The sequence below is a fragment of the Sporosarcina cyprini genome, from assembly GCF_022048975.1.
Classification (GTDB): Bacteria; Bacillota; Bacilli; order Bacillales_A; family Planococcaceae; genus Sporosarcina; species Sporosarcina cyprini.
In genome coordinates, this window is record NZ_JAKMHX010000022.1 from 42,760 (window position 1) to 59,548 (window position 16,789).

14 protein-coding genes and 1 other annotated feature are annotated in these 16,789 nt (G+C 45.9%); all 14 genes read right to left on the reverse strand.

Annotated elements, in window-relative coordinates:
• Positions 1-27: 27 nt before the first annotated feature.
• The 14 genes from rplW to rplJ all read right to left on the reverse strand — a co-directional run bounded on the left by rplW (position 28) and on the right by rplJ (position 16,598).
• The gene (gene rplW, locus L7D49_RS07905) at positions 28-312 is read right to left on the reverse strand and encodes a 50S ribosomal protein L23 (protein WP_238080292.1); all 285 of its coding nucleotides are present in this window, start codon (positions 310-312) and stop codon (positions 28-30) included.
• Positions 312-935 (reverse strand): 50S ribosomal protein L4, encoded by a 624-nt coding sequence (gene rplD, locus L7D49_RS07910; protein ID WP_238080293.1) that lies wholly within the window; start codon positions 933-935, stop codon positions 312-314. The genes rplW and rplD overlap by 1 nt, the downstream gene beginning before the upstream one ends.
• 25 nt (positions 936-960) lie before the next feature.
• On the reverse strand, positions 961-1,590 hold the full coding sequence (gene rplC / locus L7D49_RS07915; protein WP_238080294.1) for a 50S ribosomal protein L3: 630 nt from the start codon (positions 1,588-1,590) through the stop codon (positions 961-963).
• Between the two features lie 41 nt (positions 1,591-1,631).
• A complete protein-coding gene (gene rpsJ, locus L7D49_RS07920; RefSeq protein WP_042478628.1) occupies positions 1,632-1,940 on the reverse strand; it encodes a 30S ribosomal protein S10 in 309 nt (102 codons plus the stop codon).
• A 532-nt stretch (positions 1,941-2,472) separates the two neighbouring features.
• The gene (gene tuf, locus L7D49_RS07925) at positions 2,473-3,660 is read right to left on the reverse strand and encodes an elongation factor Tu (RefSeq protein WP_184209352.1); all 1,188 of its coding nucleotides are present in this window, start codon (positions 3,658-3,660) and stop codon (positions 2,473-2,475) included.
• A gap of 124 nt (positions 3,661-3,784) precedes the next feature.
• Positions 3,785-5,863, reverse strand: coding sequence for an elongation factor G (fusA, locus tag L7D49_RS07930; protein ID WP_238080295.1), 2,079 nt, complete (start codon positions 5,861-5,863; stop codon positions 3,785-3,787).
• 197 nt (positions 5,864-6,060) lie between these two features.
• A complete protein-coding gene (gene rpsG, locus L7D49_RS07935; protein WP_207959161.1) occupies positions 6,061-6,531 on the reverse strand; it encodes a 30S ribosomal protein S7 in 471 nt (156 codons plus the stop codon).
• A 35-nt stretch (positions 6,532-6,566) separates the two neighbouring features.
• Entirely contained in the window at positions 6,567-6,989 is a 423-nt protein-coding gene (gene rpsL / locus L7D49_RS07940; RefSeq protein ID WP_184209358.1) for a 30S ribosomal protein S12, read from the reverse strand.
• Between the two features lie 102 nt (positions 6,990-7,091).
• Complete coding sequence (locus L7D49_RS07945) at positions 7,092-7,340, reverse strand: ribosomal L7Ae/L30e/S12e/Gadd45 family protein (protein ID WP_238080296.1); 249 nt, start codon at positions 7,338-7,340, stop codon at positions 7,092-7,094.
• Between the two features lie 127 nt (positions 7,341-7,467).
• Complete coding sequence (gene rpoC, locus L7D49_RS07950; protein WP_272493172.1) at positions 7,468-11,070, reverse strand: DNA-directed RNA polymerase subunit beta'; 3,603 nt, start codon at positions 11,068-11,070, stop codon at positions 7,468-7,470.
• A 113-nt stretch (positions 11,071-11,183) separates the two neighbouring features.
• Positions 11,184-14,726 (reverse strand): DNA-directed RNA polymerase subunit beta, encoded by a 3,543-nt coding sequence (gene rpoB, locus L7D49_RS07955; protein ID WP_238080297.1) that lies wholly within the window; start codon positions 14,724-14,726, stop codon positions 11,184-11,186.
• A gap of 217 nt (positions 14,727-14,943) precedes the next feature.
• Positions 14,944-15,546, reverse strand: a complete 603-nt coding sequence (locus L7D49_RS07960; protein WP_238080298.1) for a class I SAM-dependent methyltransferase — start codon at positions 15,544-15,546, stop codon at positions 14,944-14,946.
• A 108-nt stretch (positions 15,547-15,654) separates the two neighbouring features.
• Positions 15,655-16,020 carry a 50S ribosomal protein L7/L12 gene (gene rplL, locus L7D49_RS07965; RefSeq protein ID WP_207959170.1) on the reverse strand — a complete coding sequence of 122 codons (366 nt, stop codon included), beginning with the start codon at positions 16,018-16,020 and terminating at the stop codon, positions 15,655-15,657.
• Positions 16,021-16,097: 77 nt separating this feature from the next.
• Positions 16,098-16,598, reverse strand: a complete 501-nt coding sequence (gene rplJ / locus L7D49_RS07970; protein ID WP_238080299.1) for a 50S ribosomal protein L10 — start codon at positions 16,596-16,598, stop codon at positions 16,098-16,100.
• Between the two features lie 32 nt (positions 16,599-16,630).
• Positions 16,631-16,775: a sequence feature (ribosomal protein L10 leader region), on the reverse strand.
• Positions 16,776-16,789 lie beyond the last annotated feature (14 nt).

The window sequence follows — 16,789 nt, forward strand, 5'->3', positions numbered from 1 at the left end:
TCCCTCCTTCGTTTAATTGCGTTTCAATTACATTTCAAATAGTTCGATGTCTTTGGAGTCTGCTGTCAACGTAACGATCGCTTTACGGCGCTTGTTAGTATAACCAGCATGTTTGCCCATACGCTTGAACTTACCTTTGTAGTTCTGAACGTTGACTTTTTCCACTTTCACGCCGAAGATTTCTTCGACTGCTTGCTTTACAAGCGTTTTGTTAGCGCGTGTATCCACTTCGAAAGTGTATTTTTTTAACTCCATTTGTTCAGAAGAACGCTCGGTAATGACCGGACGTTTCAATACATCACGTGCTTCCATTAACCAAGCACCTCCTCTAATTTTTCAACTGCACCTTTCGTGATGACAAGCTTGTCATGAGCGACAAGGTCAAGAACGTTGATGCCGTTAGCTGTAACTACGCTTACGCCAGGGATGTTACGAGCGGACAATGCCACTGTTTCATCTAGGTCAGCAGTTACGAACAATGCTTTTTTCTCGATTGAAAGGTTTTCAAGCACTTTTACAAATTCCTTTGTTTTTGGTGCATCGAAAGCTAGGCCTTCCAATACGATGATTTCTTCGTCGCGAACTTTTGTAGAAAGTGCAGAACGAAGAGCTAAGCGACGAACTTTTTTAGGAAGTTTGTAGCTGTAGCTTCTTGGAGTTGGACCGAATACGATACCGCCTCCACGCCATTGTGGTGAACGGATGGACCCTTGACGAGCACGACCTGTTCCTTTTTGGCGCCACGGTTTACGTCCACCGCCGGCTACTTCCGCGCGAGTTTTTACTTTATGGTTACCTTGGCGCAAAGAAGCGCGTTGTTGAACCAATGTTTCAAATAGGACAGCTTCGTTCGGCTCGATTCCGAAGATTGCTTCGTTCAATTCGATTTCGCCGACTGAAGAACCTGTCTGGTTTAGTACGGATACTTTAGGCATTCTTGTTTCCTCCTTCCTTTAGAAATTAGTTCCCTTTAATAGCACTTTTCACTTGGATCAATGATTTGCGTGCTCCTGGAACATTACCTTTAACTAGCAACAAGTTACGCTCAGCGTCAACTCGTACGATTTCAAGGTTTTGAATAGTAATTGTTTTCCCGCCAGTACGTCCAGGTAATTTCATACCTTTGAATACGCGTTGTCCGTCAACAGCTCCTAGGGAACCTGGTGCACGGTGGAAACGGGAACCGTGGCTCATTGGGCCGCGGGAATGTCCGTGGCGTTTAATAACACCTTGGAATCCTTTACCTTTTGATACTCCTGTAATGTCAACGATATCGCCTTCAGCGAATGCGTCAACTTTGACTTCCTGACCAACTTCGTACCCAGCTACATCCATTCCGCGGAATTCACGGATGAAGCGCTTAGGTGCCGTTTCAGCTTTTGCAACGTGTCCTTTTTCAGGTTTGTTTGCAAGCTTTTCACGTTTATCTTCGAATCCAAGCTGGATTGCTTCGTAGCCGTCTGTTTCAACTGTCTTCTTTTGAAGAACAACGTTAGGAGCAGCTTCAATCACAGTTACTGGGATCAAATCGCCGTTTTCAGCAAAGATTTGCGTCATACCGACTTTTCTTCCTAAGATTCCTTTGGTCATTTGTCACACCTCCTGAAATAGTTTGTTTTGTATTGGTAAGATTAAAGTTTGATTTCGATGTCTACGCCTGACGGTAAGTCAAGTTTCATCAATGCATCGACAGTTTGTGGTGTCGGATTGACGATATCGATTAGACGTTTATGCGTACGCATTTCGAACTGCTCGCGCGAATCTTTGTACTTATGTACCGCACGAAGGATCGTGTATACAGATCTTTCAGTTGGCAACGGAATCGGACCTGATACGCTAGCACCTGAACGTTTTGCTGTTTCAACGATCTTTTCAGCAGATTGATCAAGAATACGGTGATCATATGCTTTTAAACGAATACGAATCTTTTGTTTTGCCATTATTTTCCCTCCTTTTTCGCCTATTTTCTAGACATTCTCCACGGAAATTTCCCACACGCGCGCCATGGCAAAGCGGCCGGGCGTGTCGGCAACCTCCCGCTTCATCGCAGTCAAAGACCAACATTCAACATTATACATAAGGATATAGATTTCCGCAAGTCTTTTACGGAAAATCTTTTCTTTAACCTTGCTTATTATATATTCTTCGGTTCAGATATTCAAGTGGTATCCATACATTTGGAAAAAAGTCAGAGAAGTGCGCAACCTCAACGGTCTGCATACGCTGCGTTTGTCGGTTTCTTTAGTGTTATCTCTACTCTAGCCCAGACAAATTACTAAGTTGTTTTGAAATGATCTGTATAGGAATCTCGGAATCAAGCGGGCACTTTACTTCAGTTGAGAGTCTGCGAGAACTCGAAGATCATACAAGATTGAACTAAATCGTTCAGTGGATAGCTCAGTTAAGTATTTATAGACATGAAAAATCCCGTCACAAGGACGGGATTTTCACGATTGCAATCAATGTACTATCTTACTTTTCGATTGTAGCAACAACGCCAGCGCCTACTGTACGTCCACCTTCACGGATTGAGAATTTAGTACCTTCTTCAATCGCGATTGGAGAGATCAATTCAACAGTCATTTCAACGTTGTCTCCAGGCATAACCATCTCAACGCCTTCTGGAAGAGAGATGATTCCAGTTACGTCAGTTGTACGGAAGTAGAACTGTGGACGATAGTTAGAGAAGAATGGAGTGTGACGTCCACCCTCTTCTTTAGAAAGAACGTAAACTTCTGATTTGAACTTAGTGTGCGGCGTGATTGTACCTGGCTTAGCAAGAACTTGACCACGTTCGATATCTTCACGAGCTACCCCACGAAGAAGTGCACCGATGTTGTCTCCAGCTTCTGCATAGTCAAGAAGCTTACGGAACATTTCAACACCTGTTACAGTTGTTGATTTTGGTTCTTCAGTCAAACCGATGATTTCTACAACGTCACCGACTTTAACTTGGCCACGCTCAACACGTCCTGTAGCAACAGTACCACGGCCTGTGATCGAGAATACGTCCTCGACTGGCATCATGAATGGCTTTTCAGTGTCACGTGGAGGAGTTGGGATGTACTCGTCAACAGCGTTCATAAGCTCAACGACTTTCTCTTCCCACTCTGGCTCTCCTTCAAGAGCTTTTAGAGCAGAACCTTTGATGACTGGTAGGTCGTCGCCAGGGAACTCATACTCGGAAAGAAGGTCACGAATTTCCATCTCAACAAGCTCAAGAAGTTCTTCGTCGTCAACCATGTCACATTTGTTCATGAATACAACTAGGTAAGGAACACCTACTTGACGAGAAAGAAGGATGTGCTCACGAGTTTGTGGCATTGGGCCGTCAGCAGCAGATACTACTAGGATACCGCCGTCCATTTGAGCAGCACCAGTGATCATGTTCTTAACGTAGTCAGCGTGTCCTGGGCAGTCAACGTGTGCATAGTGACGCTTTTCAGTTTCATACTCGATGTGAGAAGTGTTGATTGTGATTCCACGCTCTTTTTCTTCTGGAGCGTTATCAACGTCAGCGTATGATTTCGCTTCTCCACCCATTTTCTTTGAAAGAACTGTAGCGATTGCTGCAGTCAAAGTTGTTTTACCATGGTCAACGTGACCGATTGTACCAATGTTAGCATGCTCCTTGGAGCGGTCGAATTTTTCTTTAGCCATTTTGGAATTCCTCCTTAAAATGTGAGTGTTTTAATTTTATATAGCTATGGAAGCTGGAGGTTCATTCCCTCCAACTATCCATATCTTACAAGTAATCAACTGTAGAAACAAGGACGAAATACAATTATTCGCCTTTATTTTTTTTGATGACTTCTTCAGCGATTGATTTCGGTACATCTTCGTAGTGATCGAATACCATTGAGAACACACCGCGTCCTTGTGTATTCGAACGTAGAGATGTTGCGTAACCGAACATTTCCGCTAGTGGAACCATTGCACGGACAACTTGTGCGTTACCGCGTGCTTCCATACCTTCTACGCGTCCACGACGGGAAGTGATGTCACCCATGATATCTCCCATGTATTCTTCAGGGATGATGACTTCAACTTTCATCATTGGCTCGAGAAGTACTGGATTACATTTAGCTGCTGCGTTTTTAAGTGCCATGGACGCAGCGATCTTGAATGCCATTTCGTTGGAGTCAACGTCATGGTAAGATCCGTCGAAGAGACGAGCTTTAACATCGATCAATGGATATCCAGCAAGAACACCATTGTCTAGTGAGTCACGAAGACCCGCTTCAACGGACGGAATGTATTCACGAGGAACAACCCCACCGACGATTGCGTTTTGGAACTCGAATCCTTTTCCTTCTTCGTTCGGAGCGAACTCGATCCAAACGTGTCCGTATTGTCCACGACCACCAGATTGGCGGACGAACTTACCTTCAACTTCCGCAGCGCTGCGGAATGTTTCACGGTAAGATACTTGTGGAGCACCTACGTTAGCTTCAACCTTGAACTCACGGCGTAGACGGTCAACGATGATATCTAGGTGAAGCTCACCCATACCTGCGATGATAACTTCGCCTGTTTCTTGGTCTGTATGTGCACGGAATGTAGGGTCTTCTTCTTGCAATTTCGCAAGAGCCGTACCCATTTTGTCTTGGTCGCCTTTTGTTTTTGGCTCGATTGCAACAGAGATTACCGGTTCAGGGAATTCCATTGATTCGAGGATGATTGGCGCCTTTTCATCACATAGTGTGTCCCCAGTTGTTGTATCTTTCAATCCAACAGCTGCCGCGATTTCACCCGCGTGGACTTCACTGATCTCTTCACGGCTGTTCGCGTGCATTTGAAGGATACGTCCAACACGCTCACGCTTACCTTTCGTCGAGTTCTGTACGTAAGAACCTGATTGAAGGACACCGGAATAGACACGGAAGAATGTAAGTTTACCGACATAAGGGTCAGTCATAACTTTAAATGCAAGCGCGGAGAATGGATCTTCATCGCTTGGGTGACGCTCTTCCTCTTCTTCAGTATCAGGGTTGATACCGTTCATGGAAGGGATGTCAGTTGGTGCTGGCAAGTAGTCGACAACTGCGTCAAGTACGAGCTGAACACCTTTGTTTTTGAATGCTGTACCGCAAACAACTGGATAGAATTCTACCGCTAGTGTCGCTTTACGGATAGCTGTTTTGATTTCTTCTACTGAAAGCTCCTCGCCGCCGAGGTATTTTTCCATAAGATCTTCATCGAAATCGACAACCGCTTCGATTAGCTTCTCACGGTACTCTTCAGCTTGCGCACGGAACTCTTCAGGAATTTCCTCGACAGTTGTATCTGTACCAAGGTCATTACCATACATAGTCGCTTTCATCTCGACAAGGTCGATGATTCCGCGGAATGTATCTTCAGAACCGATCGGCAATTGGATCGGGTGTGCATTCGCTTGAAGGCGGTTATGGAGTGTTCCTACTGAGTAAAGGAAGTCTGCACCTGTCTTGTCCATCTTGTTGACGAACACGATACGTGGAACACCATAAGTTGTAGCTTGGCGCCAAACTGTTTCAGTTTGAGGCTCAACACCTGATTGCGCATCAAGAACTGTTACAGCACCATCAAGTACACGGAGTGAACGCTCAACTTCAACAGTGAAGTCCACGTGTCCCGGTGTATCGATGATGTTTACTCGATGGCCTTTCCATTGTGCAGTTGTTGCCGCAGAAGTGATCGTGATACCACGCTCTTGCTCCTGCTCCATCCAGTCCATCTGAGAAGCACCCTCGTGCGTTTCTCCGATTTTATGGATCTTACCTGTGTAAAAAAGGATCCGCTCAGTCGTCGTTGTTTTACCAGCGTCGATGTGAGCCATGATACCAATGTTACGAGTATTCTCTAAGGAGAACTCTCTAGCCATTTTGTATATCTCCTTCCGTTTCGGGTTGGGGCGTCAATCAAATCACACCTCGGTGTATGTATTCTTAGATCAACAAGAGCGAGCTCGTGAAATTTCTCTTGAAAATCTTTGCCATGCACCTAAGGCTTTTATCTCCGTTCAGCAAAAGCTTGCACGCGTTGCAGATTCTTCTGCTGAAAAAAGATAAATGTCCGATCTTACCAGCGATAGTGAGCGAATGCTTTGTTCGCTTCAGCCATCTTGTGCATTTCTTCACGACGTTTTACGGAAGCACCTGTGTTGTTGGAAGCATCAAGGATTTCATTCGCAAGACGTTCCTCCATTGTTTTCTCACCGCGTGTACGGGAGTAGTTCACCAGGTAGCGCAATCCTAGAGTCGTACGGCGTTCAGGACGTACTTCGACTGGAACTTGGTAGTTCGCACCACCGACACGGCGAGCACGTACTTCAAGTACAGGCATTACGTTGTTAAGTGCAGCTTCAAATACTTCAATCGGGTCTTTTCCGGAACGTTCTTTAACAAGTTCAAACGCACCATAGAGGATTTTTTGAGATGTACCTTTTTTACCGTCTACCATCATTTTATTGATAAGACGAGTGACAAGCTTGGAATTGTAAATCGGATCCGGTAATACGTCACGTTTTGCAACAGGACCTTTACGAGGCATATTGTGTTCCTCCTTTCGAAATGATCATTTCGTTATTAGTTTTTCTTTTCTTTTGGTCTTTTCGCACCGTATTGAGAACGGCTTTGCATACGGCCAGTTACGCCAGCTGTATCGAGTGCACCACGAACGATGTGGTAACGAACACCCGGTAAGTCTTTTACACGTCCGCCGCGGATAAGAACAACGCTGTGCTCTTGAAGGTTGTGGCCTTCACCAGGGATATAAGCGTTGACTTCAAGAGTGTTAGTCAAACGTACACGCGCGTATTTACGAAGAGCCGAGTTCGGTTTCTTCGGAGTCATCGTGCCGACACGTGTGCAAACACCTCTTTTTTGTGGTGAATTAACATCAGTCATCGACTTTTTGAAGCTGTTATAGCTCTTTCCGAGTGCTGGTGATTTAGAACCGGAAACTTTCGATTTACGAGGTTTGCGGACTAATTGGTTAATTGTAGGCATCGGATTTTCCTCCTTTCATTACTCTTTTTACAAGACCACACATCCAGGTGGTTCATTTTAAGGGTAAAAACAAAGTCTTTGTGCATATATACACAAAAACCATTAAACAGTAATTGCAACCGCTACTGCTCCAACCTCTATTCCACATGCATGGCCGAGAGTGATTCTCGAGTCCACATATGTAATAGGGATGCCATGAAGCTCTGCTTCCCGGATTACCGGGGCGATAAAGCGTTCATCTGCATCGGTCGCAAGGATAATTTCCTTTGCAGCACCTGTGCGGATCGCTTTAACTGTTTGCTTTGTACCGATGATCGTTTTCTGTGCCTGCTCCACTTTATCATAAGACATGAGCATATCCTCCAAAGTACAGACATTCAACTATCAACCTTTTGTATATTATCACTTGCCGGAGAAACTGTCAACAATTAATAGAAAAAACGGGGGGATCTTTTTGACTCCCCCGCTTTGTTCCGGGTTACTCTACTGATACTGCGTCAGCGGAGTCCGCTTCTTTGTCTTGTTCCATCTCGACATGGCGGTAACGCTGCATACCTGTACCAGCAGGCACAAGTTTACCGATGATGACATTTTCCTTCAAGCCGAGCAATTCATCCGTCTTGCCTTTGATGGCTGCATCCGTAAGGACACGTGTCGTTTCTTGGAAAGAAGCGGCTGATAGGAATGATTCCGTCTCAAGCGACGCTTTTGTAATACCAAGAATTACCGGACGGGATGTAGCCGGCACTTTGCCTTTTTTGAGGACAACGGCATTCGCTTCCGAGAATTGATGGATATCCAGCAAAGATCCAGGCAGCAAGTCAGTGTCTCCCGCTTCAATAACACGCACTTTGCGAAGCATTTGGCGAACCATGACTTCAACGTGCTTATCTCCGATTTCAACACCTTGCATACGGTATACTTTCTGAACTTCCTTCAGCAAGTATTCCTGAACCGTTGCAACATCTTTTACAACAATCAATTCTTTTGGATCGATTGAACCTTCCGTGATGCTTTCACCCCGGTCGATCGTATCGCCGATTTGAACTTTTAGACGGGCATTGTAAGGGGCCAAGTACTTTCTCGTTTCGACTTCACCCTGGATTGTGACTTCTTTCTGTCCTTCCCGGATTTCATCGATTTCCGTCACTTCACCTTTAATTTCAGAAATGACAGCTTGCCCTTTAGGATTCCTTGCTTCGAAAATTTCTTGGATACGCGGAAGACCTGATGTGATATCGTCTCCTGCGACACCCCCTGTATGGAATGTACGCATCGTAAGCTGTGTTCCTGGCTCTCCGATCGATTGGGCAGCGATGATTCCGACTGCTTCGCCGACCTCAACCGTTTCACCTGTAGCCAAGTTGATGCCGTAACATTTTTTACATACACCGTGTTTCGTATTACATGTGAATGCAGAACGGATCGTCACTGTCTCGATGCCTGCATCAATTACTTTCCGAGATAAGTCAGCCGTAATTAAGCCATCTTTCTCAACAATCACTTCACCAGTTTCCGGGTGGCGAATTGTTTTCTTCGTATGGCGGCCTTCGATACGCTCTTCCAGTGTTTCGATAATTTCAGCGCCTTCAGTCAGTGCGGAAATTTCTAGACCTCTATCTGTACCACAATCATCTTCACGGACGATAACATCTTGGGCAACATCAACAAGACGTCGAGTCAAGTAACCTGAGTCGGCCGTTTTAAGGGCTGTATCCGCAAGACCTTTCCGCGCTCCGTGGGTCGAGATAAAGTACTCGAGTACCGTCAGACCTTCACGGAATGATGATTTGATCGGTAGTTCGATGATACGTCCAGCCGGGTTGGCCATCAAACCACGCATCCCAGCGAGCTGCGTAAAGTTCGATGCGTTACCCCGTGCTCCGGAATCACTCATCATGTAAATTGGGTTCGTGTTTTCCAAGGAATCCATCAACTTGTCTTGGATTTCATCCTTGGCATGGCTCCAATAAGAAATAACACGATCGTAACGCTCTTCTTCCGTAATAAGACCACGGCGGAATTGCTGTGTTACTTTATCCACTTTACTTTGTGCTTCCTGCAAGATTTCATCTTTGTTCGGCAAGACGACGATATCGGCAATACCAACAGTGATACCTGCACGCGTTGAATATTTGAAGCCTAGGTTTTTCATGCGGTCCAGCATTTTGGAAGTCTCAGTAATATGGAACTTCTTAAAGATTTCCGCAATGATGTTACCTAGGAATTTCTTAACGAAAGGTGCTACCAAGTCTGCGTTTTGCAGATGTTCCTTAACATTTACAGTTCCGTCAATGAAGTATTTATCCGGCGTTTCCACTTCCAAGTTGTGGTTTGTCGGCTCATTGATATACGGGAATGTTTCCGGAAGGATTTCGTTAAAGATCAACTTTCCGACTGTTGTCAGCAAGAGCTTGTGGTTCTGCTCTTCTGTGAACGTCGGGTTGTTCAAGGATCCAGCGTACACAGCGATTCTTGTATGAAGATGTACATGGCCTGTCTGGTATGCGATCAATGCTTCATTCACATTACTGAAGACAGTTCCTTCGCCTGCTGCCCCTTTCCGTTCCAGTGTTAGGTAATAGTTACCTAATACCATGTCCTGGGAAGGTGTAACAACTGGTTTACCATCTTTCGGGTTCAAGATGTTCTGTGCCGCAAGCATGAGCAAACGCGCTTCCGCTTGAGCCTCTGCGGATAATGGAACGTGAACAGCCATTTGGTCACCGTCGAAGTCAGCGTTATATGCTGTACATACGAGCGGATGCAGCTGGATGGCACGGCCTTCAACAAGCATCGGTTCAAACGCCTGGATACCGAGTCTGTGAAGAGTAGGGGCCCGGTTAAGAAGAACTGGGTGTTCCCTGATAACATCTTCAAGAACATCCCACACTTCAGAATGCAGACGTTCAATCTTACGCTTCGCACTCTTAATGTTATGTGCAAGTCCGCGCTCTACAAGCTCTTTCATGACAAACGGCTTGAATAGCTCGATCGCCATTTCCTTAGGCAGTCCGCACTGATACATTTTCAAGTTCGGGCCTACGACGATAACGGAACGGCCTGAATAGTCAACCCGTTTACCGAGCAAGTTTTGACGGAAACGACCTTGTTTCCCTTTCAGCATATGTGACAAAGACTTCAATGGACGATTTCCCGGTCCAGTGACAGGGCGTCCGCGTCGTCCGTTATCAACTAATGCATCAACTGCTTCCTGGAGCATCCGCTTTTCGTTTTGGACGATGATGCCAGGTGCGCCTAGATCAAGCAAACGCTTTAGACGATTGTTACGGTTGATGACTCGACGATACAGGTCATTCAAATCCGAAGTGGCGAAACGGCCGCCATCCAATTGAACCATCGGACGCAATTCCGGCGGAATGACCGGAAGCACTTCAAGGACCATCCATTCAGGACGGTTGCCTGAATTACGGAATGATTCCACTACTTCAAGACGACGGATCGCACGTGTGCGGCGCTGCCCTTGAACAGTTTTCAATTCCTCTTTCAGCATTTCCGTTTCCTTGTCTAGATCGATCGCTTTCAAAAGCTGTTCAATCGCTTCTGCACCCATCAAAGCTTGGAACTTGTTGCCGTACTTTTCACGGTATAAGCGATATTCCTTTTCAGAAAGCAATTGTTTACGCTCTAGCGGAGTATCGGCCGGATCAATAACGACATACGATGCAAAGTAGATGACTTCTTCCAATGCACGTGGCGTCATATCCAAAATGAGTCCCATACGGCTCGGGATTCCCTTGAAATACCAAATATGCGTTACAGGAGCAGCCAATTCAATATGTCCCATACGCTCGCGTCGAACTTTTTGACGAGTTACCTCGACGCCGCAACGGTCACATACAACACCTTTGTAACGTACTCGCTTATATTTACCGCAATGACATTCCCAGTCTTTCGTCGGTCCGAAAATACGCTCACAGAACAAGCCGTCTTTCTCGGGCTTTAACGTACGGTAGTTGATTGTTTCAGGTTTCTTAACTTCACCATATGACCAAGAACGGATCTTATCTGGCGAAGCGAGGCCAATCTTCATATACTCAAAATTATTAACATCTATCAAGGAGCCTACCTCCCTTTAATCTTATCTCCACGATGGTTCCATAAAATCAAGCTTCACATTTCCTATCCGTTGAAAATAGGGGAGTACTTCAGGACTCCCCTATTGGTATGAAATCAAACAGGCTGATCTTCCGTCATGAGGTTGAGTGCATCCGTTGGCTGCATATCGTCATCTTCATCAAGATCACGCATCTCGATCTCCTCGAAATCATCTGTCAGCATTTTAACGTCCAAGCCCAGGCTTTGAAGTTCCTTGATCAATACTTTGAATGATTCTGGAACGCCTGGCTGAGGTACACTTTGTCCTTTGACAATCGCTTCGTATGTTTTCACACGGCCTACGACGTCATCGGACTTCACTGTAAGGATTTCTTGCAATGTATAAGCGGCACCGTAAGCTTCCAGTGCCCATACTTCCATCTCCCCGAAACGCTGTCCGCCGAATTGGGCTTTACCACCGAGCGGCTGTTGCGTAACAAGTGAGTATGGTCCAGTGGAACGGGCATGGAGTTTATCGTCGACCATGTGGGCCAACTTGATCATATACATGACACCAACAGAGACCCGGTTATCAAACGGTTCACCTGAGCGGCCATCATACAAGACCGTTTTTCCGTCACGATTCATGCCGGACTCTTCCATCGTATCCCAAACATCTTCTTCGTTGGCGCCGTCAAATACCGGGGAAGCCATGTGGATACCCAGATTACGTGCAGCCATTCCAAGATGCAATTCCAAAACCTGACCGATATTCATACGGGATGGTACGCCGAGTGGATTCAACATGACATCGATCGGTGTGCCGTCCGGCAGGAATGGCATATCAGACTCCGGTAAAATCCGGGAGATAACCCCCTTGTTACCGTGACGTCCCGCCATCTTGTCCCCAACAGAGATCTTACGTTTTTGGACGATATAAGCACGAACGAGCTGATTAACGCCCGGTGGCAATTCATCCCCATCTTCGCGGTTGAACACTTTCACGTCAAGGACGATACCGCCCGCACCGTGTGGAACGCGTAATGAAGTATCGCGCACTTCCCGTGCCTTTTCTCCAAAGATGGCATGTAGAAGGCGTTCTTCAGCAGTCAGTTCGGTAACCCCTTTAGGCGTTACTTTACCAACTAGGATATCGCCATCGCGTACTTCGGCACCGACGCGGATAATGCCGCGGTCATCGAGGTTTCGAAGTGCGTCTTCACCGACGTTCGGAATATCCCGTGTAATTTCTTCAGGTCCGAGTTTCGTGTCCCGTGCTTCTGATTCGTACTCTTCGATATGAATCGAAGTGAATACGTCGTCTTTCACCAGACGTTCACTCATGATGATGGCATCCTCATAGTTATAGCCATCCCACGTCATGAATCCGACTAATACGTTTCGTCCAAGCGCCAATTCACCTTTATCCATGGATGGACCGTCTGCGATGATATCGCGTGGTTTCACACGATCACCGACAGCTACGATCGGACGCTGGTTATAGCAAGTCCCTTGGTTGGAACGAATGAAATTCTCCAGACGGTACACAGTAAGGTCACCCTTAACTTCTTTCCCGTCGATTGTTTCAATGCGTCGAATGCGGACTTCTTTCGCTTCTACGTGCTCTACAATACCGTCGTATTTCGCAATAACAGCAGCACCTGAGTCACGGGCTGATACATGCTCCATTCCAGTTCCGACAAACGGTGCTTCCGGATTGAGCAATGGTACAGCCTGCCGTTGCATGTTCGCACCCATGAGGGCACGGTTCGAGTCATCGTTTTCAAGGAATGGAATACATGCTGTCGCCGCAGAAACTACCTGTTTCGGCGAAACGTCCATGTAATCGATCTGTTCACGTTTAAAGACTGTGTTATCCCCTTGGAAACGGCCGATGACTTCCTCATTTACATAAGAGCCATCTTCGTTTAAAGGAGCATTCGCTTGAGCGACAACATAATTGTCCTCGATATCTGCTGTCAGATAGTCGATTTGTTCTGTAACACGATTTGTTTCCGGATCTACTTTCCGGTAAGGCGTTTCGATGAAACCGAATTTATTCACTCGCGCAAATGTCGAGAGCGAGTTGATCAATCCGATGTTCGGACCTTCCGGCGTTTCAATTGGACACATACGGCCATAGTGGGAATAGTGAACGTCACGAACTTCCATTCCGGCACGTTCCCGTGTAAGACCACCAGGCCCCAGGGCAGAAAGTCGACGCTTGTGCGTTAATTCCGCTAGCGGGTTTGTCTGGTCCATGAACTGAGACAACTGGGAGCTTCCAAAGAACTCTTTAATAGATGCAATAACTGGCCGGATATTGATCAGCTGCTGCGGTACGATTGACTGCGTATCGTTGATCGACATCCGTTCCTTAACAACCCGTTCCATTCTGGAAAGTCCAATCCGGAACTGATTTTGAAGCAATTCACCAACCGAACGGAGACGGCGGTTTCCAAGGTGGTCAATGTCATCTGTATTGCCGACGCCATGCAATAAATTGAAGAAGTAGCTGATGGAAGCAACGATGTCAGCTGGTGTGACATGCTTCACGGACTCATCAATACTAGCGTTGGAAATAACATTGATCACTTGCTTGTCTTCACTTTTTGGTGCATATATCTTAATTGTTTGGATCGTAATATCATCTTCCAAGACACCACCGACATGCGAGATTTCCTGGATGCCGATGCCTTTTTCAAGATGAGGCAAAAGGCGGTCCAATGTTCTGCGGTCGATGAGCTGATCTTTCTCCAACAGGATTTCGCCAGTTTCAGGGTCAACTAGTGTTTCCGCAACAACCTGATTGAATAGACGATTTTGCAAGTGGAGTTTTTTATTCATTTTGTAACGGCCCACATTTGCGAGGTCATATCGCTTCGCATCGAAGAAACGAGAAAACAGAAGACTCTTGGCGCTGTCCAATGTAGGCGGTTCACCAGGACGCAGGCGCTCGTAAATTTCCAGAAGCGCTTTTTCCGAGTTTTCGGTATTGTCTTTCTCTAGCGTGTTGCGAAGATACTCATTGTCTCCAAGCAACTTGATGATCTCTTGATCTGTGGAGAAGCCAAGGGCACGCAAAAGCACTGTAATCGGCAGCTTTCTTGTACGGTCGATGCGGACATGCACGACATCTTTGGCATCCGTTTCGTATTCCAGCCAAGCTCCACGGTTAGGAATGACCGTTGCGGAGAAACCGCGTTTACCATTCTTATCCGTCTTGTCATTATAATAAACGCTCGGTGAACGGACCAACTGGGAAACGATAACCCGTTCCGCACCATTGATGATGAACGTTCCGTTTTCAGTCATAAGCGGGAAGTCGCCCATGAAAACGTCCTGCTCTTTCACCTCTTCAGTTTCTTTGTTGTGCAAGCGCACTTTAACGCGGAGCGGTGCTGCGTACGTTACGTCACGTTCTTTTGATTCATCGACCGGGTATTTGGGCTCCCCGAGTTGATAATCGACGAATTCCAACGAAAGATTCCCTGTGAAATCCTGGATCGGGGAAATATCGTGGAACATCTCACGTAATCCTTCTTCCAAGAACCACTCGTAAGATGCCGTCTGGATCTCAATCAAATTCGGCAACTCGAGGACCTCATTGATTCGCGCGAAACTTCTGCGCTGACGGTGTTGACCATACTGAACTAAATGACCTGTCAACTCTTTCACCCCTCAAACAATATTAGTTCTTTGCGAAATCATAAAAATGGTGTATGATATCGAAAAAACAAAAAGAAAACGAGTTCCGTCTAGAGCTCATTTTCGGTTTAACAATCTTTTATCCATTGCCAGTATGCCTAACTTTTCCACTTCTTATGCAAAAGGGCACACGACCGCATTATAATATTTATGCATTTTATAATGCTACCACAACAAGCTTAGTGAGTCAATGTTTTTTTGACTTGAAAATAAAGTACCCCTTGCTCTTTGCCACCGTTTCCACATCGCCGAAAAGCTCTTCCATTTTAGAAGATGTAGAGGGAGCTCCCTGCTTCTTCTGAATAACCACCCATAACTCTCCTCCAGGGATTAACTTAGAATAGGCTCCCTGATAAATGGTGAACACCGTCTCTTTTCCTGCCCGGATAGGAGGATTCGTTATCACAGCGGCAAACCGATCTCCAGATACAGCTGATAGAGCATCGCTCGGATAGATATTTACATTAGCGATTTCGTTCAGCTCCGCGTTACCTTTTGCAAGCGCAAGCGCCCTTTCGTTCACATCGACCATATGAACATTCCGATCCGGAAAAGATGCGGCGATCGACAGTCCGATGGGTCCATATCCACACCCGACATCAAGTAGATCACCTTCCACTTGGGGCAGTTGGAACGATTCGGCCAAAAGGCGTGAACCAAAGTCCAATTCTCCTTTGCTGAATACACCTGCATCCGTTTTAAACCGAAAACCTTTGTCCCGGATGACAGTCTTCCACTCTTTCGGATCACTTTTCACTGACGGCTTTTTCGAGTAATAATGCTCTGACATACAATTCCTCCTGACGTACGCGAATTGCGTTACATGTCAATTGCTCTACAGATAAAAAAACGAAGAAAAGCCCGTCCATTTTCGACGAGCTTTCCTTCCTTATGAAAATTACTTAAGTTCTACGCCAGCGCCAACTTCTTCAAGTTTAGCTTTCATTTCTTCAGCTTCTTCTTTAGAAACGCCTTCTTTAAGTGGTTTTGGAGCGTTGTCAACTAGTTCTTTAGCTTCTTTCAAGCCAAGACCTGTGATTTCACGAACCGCTTTGATAACTTTGATTTTTTCTGCACCAGCAGAAGCAAGGATTACGTCGAATTCAGTTTGCTCAGCAGCAGCTTCACCAGCACCTGCACCGCCAACCATTGCTACAGGAGCAGCAGCAGTTACGCCGAATTCTTCTTCGATTGCTTTTACTAGATCGTTAAGCTCAAGGACTGTCATTTCTTTAATCGCGTCAAGGATTTGTTCTTTAGTCATTTTATGTTCCTCCTAAATTAGGTATTGTTTGGACGGGATTCAACCCGCGATTTTGTTGTCAGGCGACAATAATAAGATTACGCGCCTTGTTCTTCTTTTTGCTCTGCAACAGCTTTTGTTGCAAGCGCAAAGTTGCGCATTGGAGCTTGAAGTACGCTGAGGAGCATGGAAAGTAGACCTTCGCGAGATGGAAGTTCTGCCAATGCTTTCACGTCTTCAACCGTAGCGATAGCGCCTTCGATGACACCCGCTTTGATTTCAAGCTTTTCGTTCTTCTTTGCAAAATCGTTAAGGATTTTAGCAGGAGCTACAACGTCTTCAGTTGAAAACGCGATTGCGTTAGGTCCTGTCAAGTGCTCGTTCAATCCTTCAAGACCTGCAATTTCAGCCGCACGGCGGGACATCGAGTTTTTGTAAACTTTGAAGTCAATGCCTGCTTCACGAAGCTGTTTACGAAGTTCAGTCACTTGGCTGACGTTAAGACCTCGATAGTCTACAACGACAACAGAAACTGCTGATTTCAGTTTACCTGAGATCTCTTCAACTACTGCTTGTTTAGCCTCTAATACTTTGCTCATCTTGACACCTCCTAATGAAATTGGGGGTCATTTATACCATACGAAAAGCCCTCGGTCCATGCGAACATAGACACGAGGGCAGAAAAGTCGTCATCTTTGCAATAAAGAGCGTCTTGTCCTCGGCAGGATAATTAAGCACTGGGCCCCTGCTGTCTACGGTACAAATGATTTATAATCACAAACGACATCTT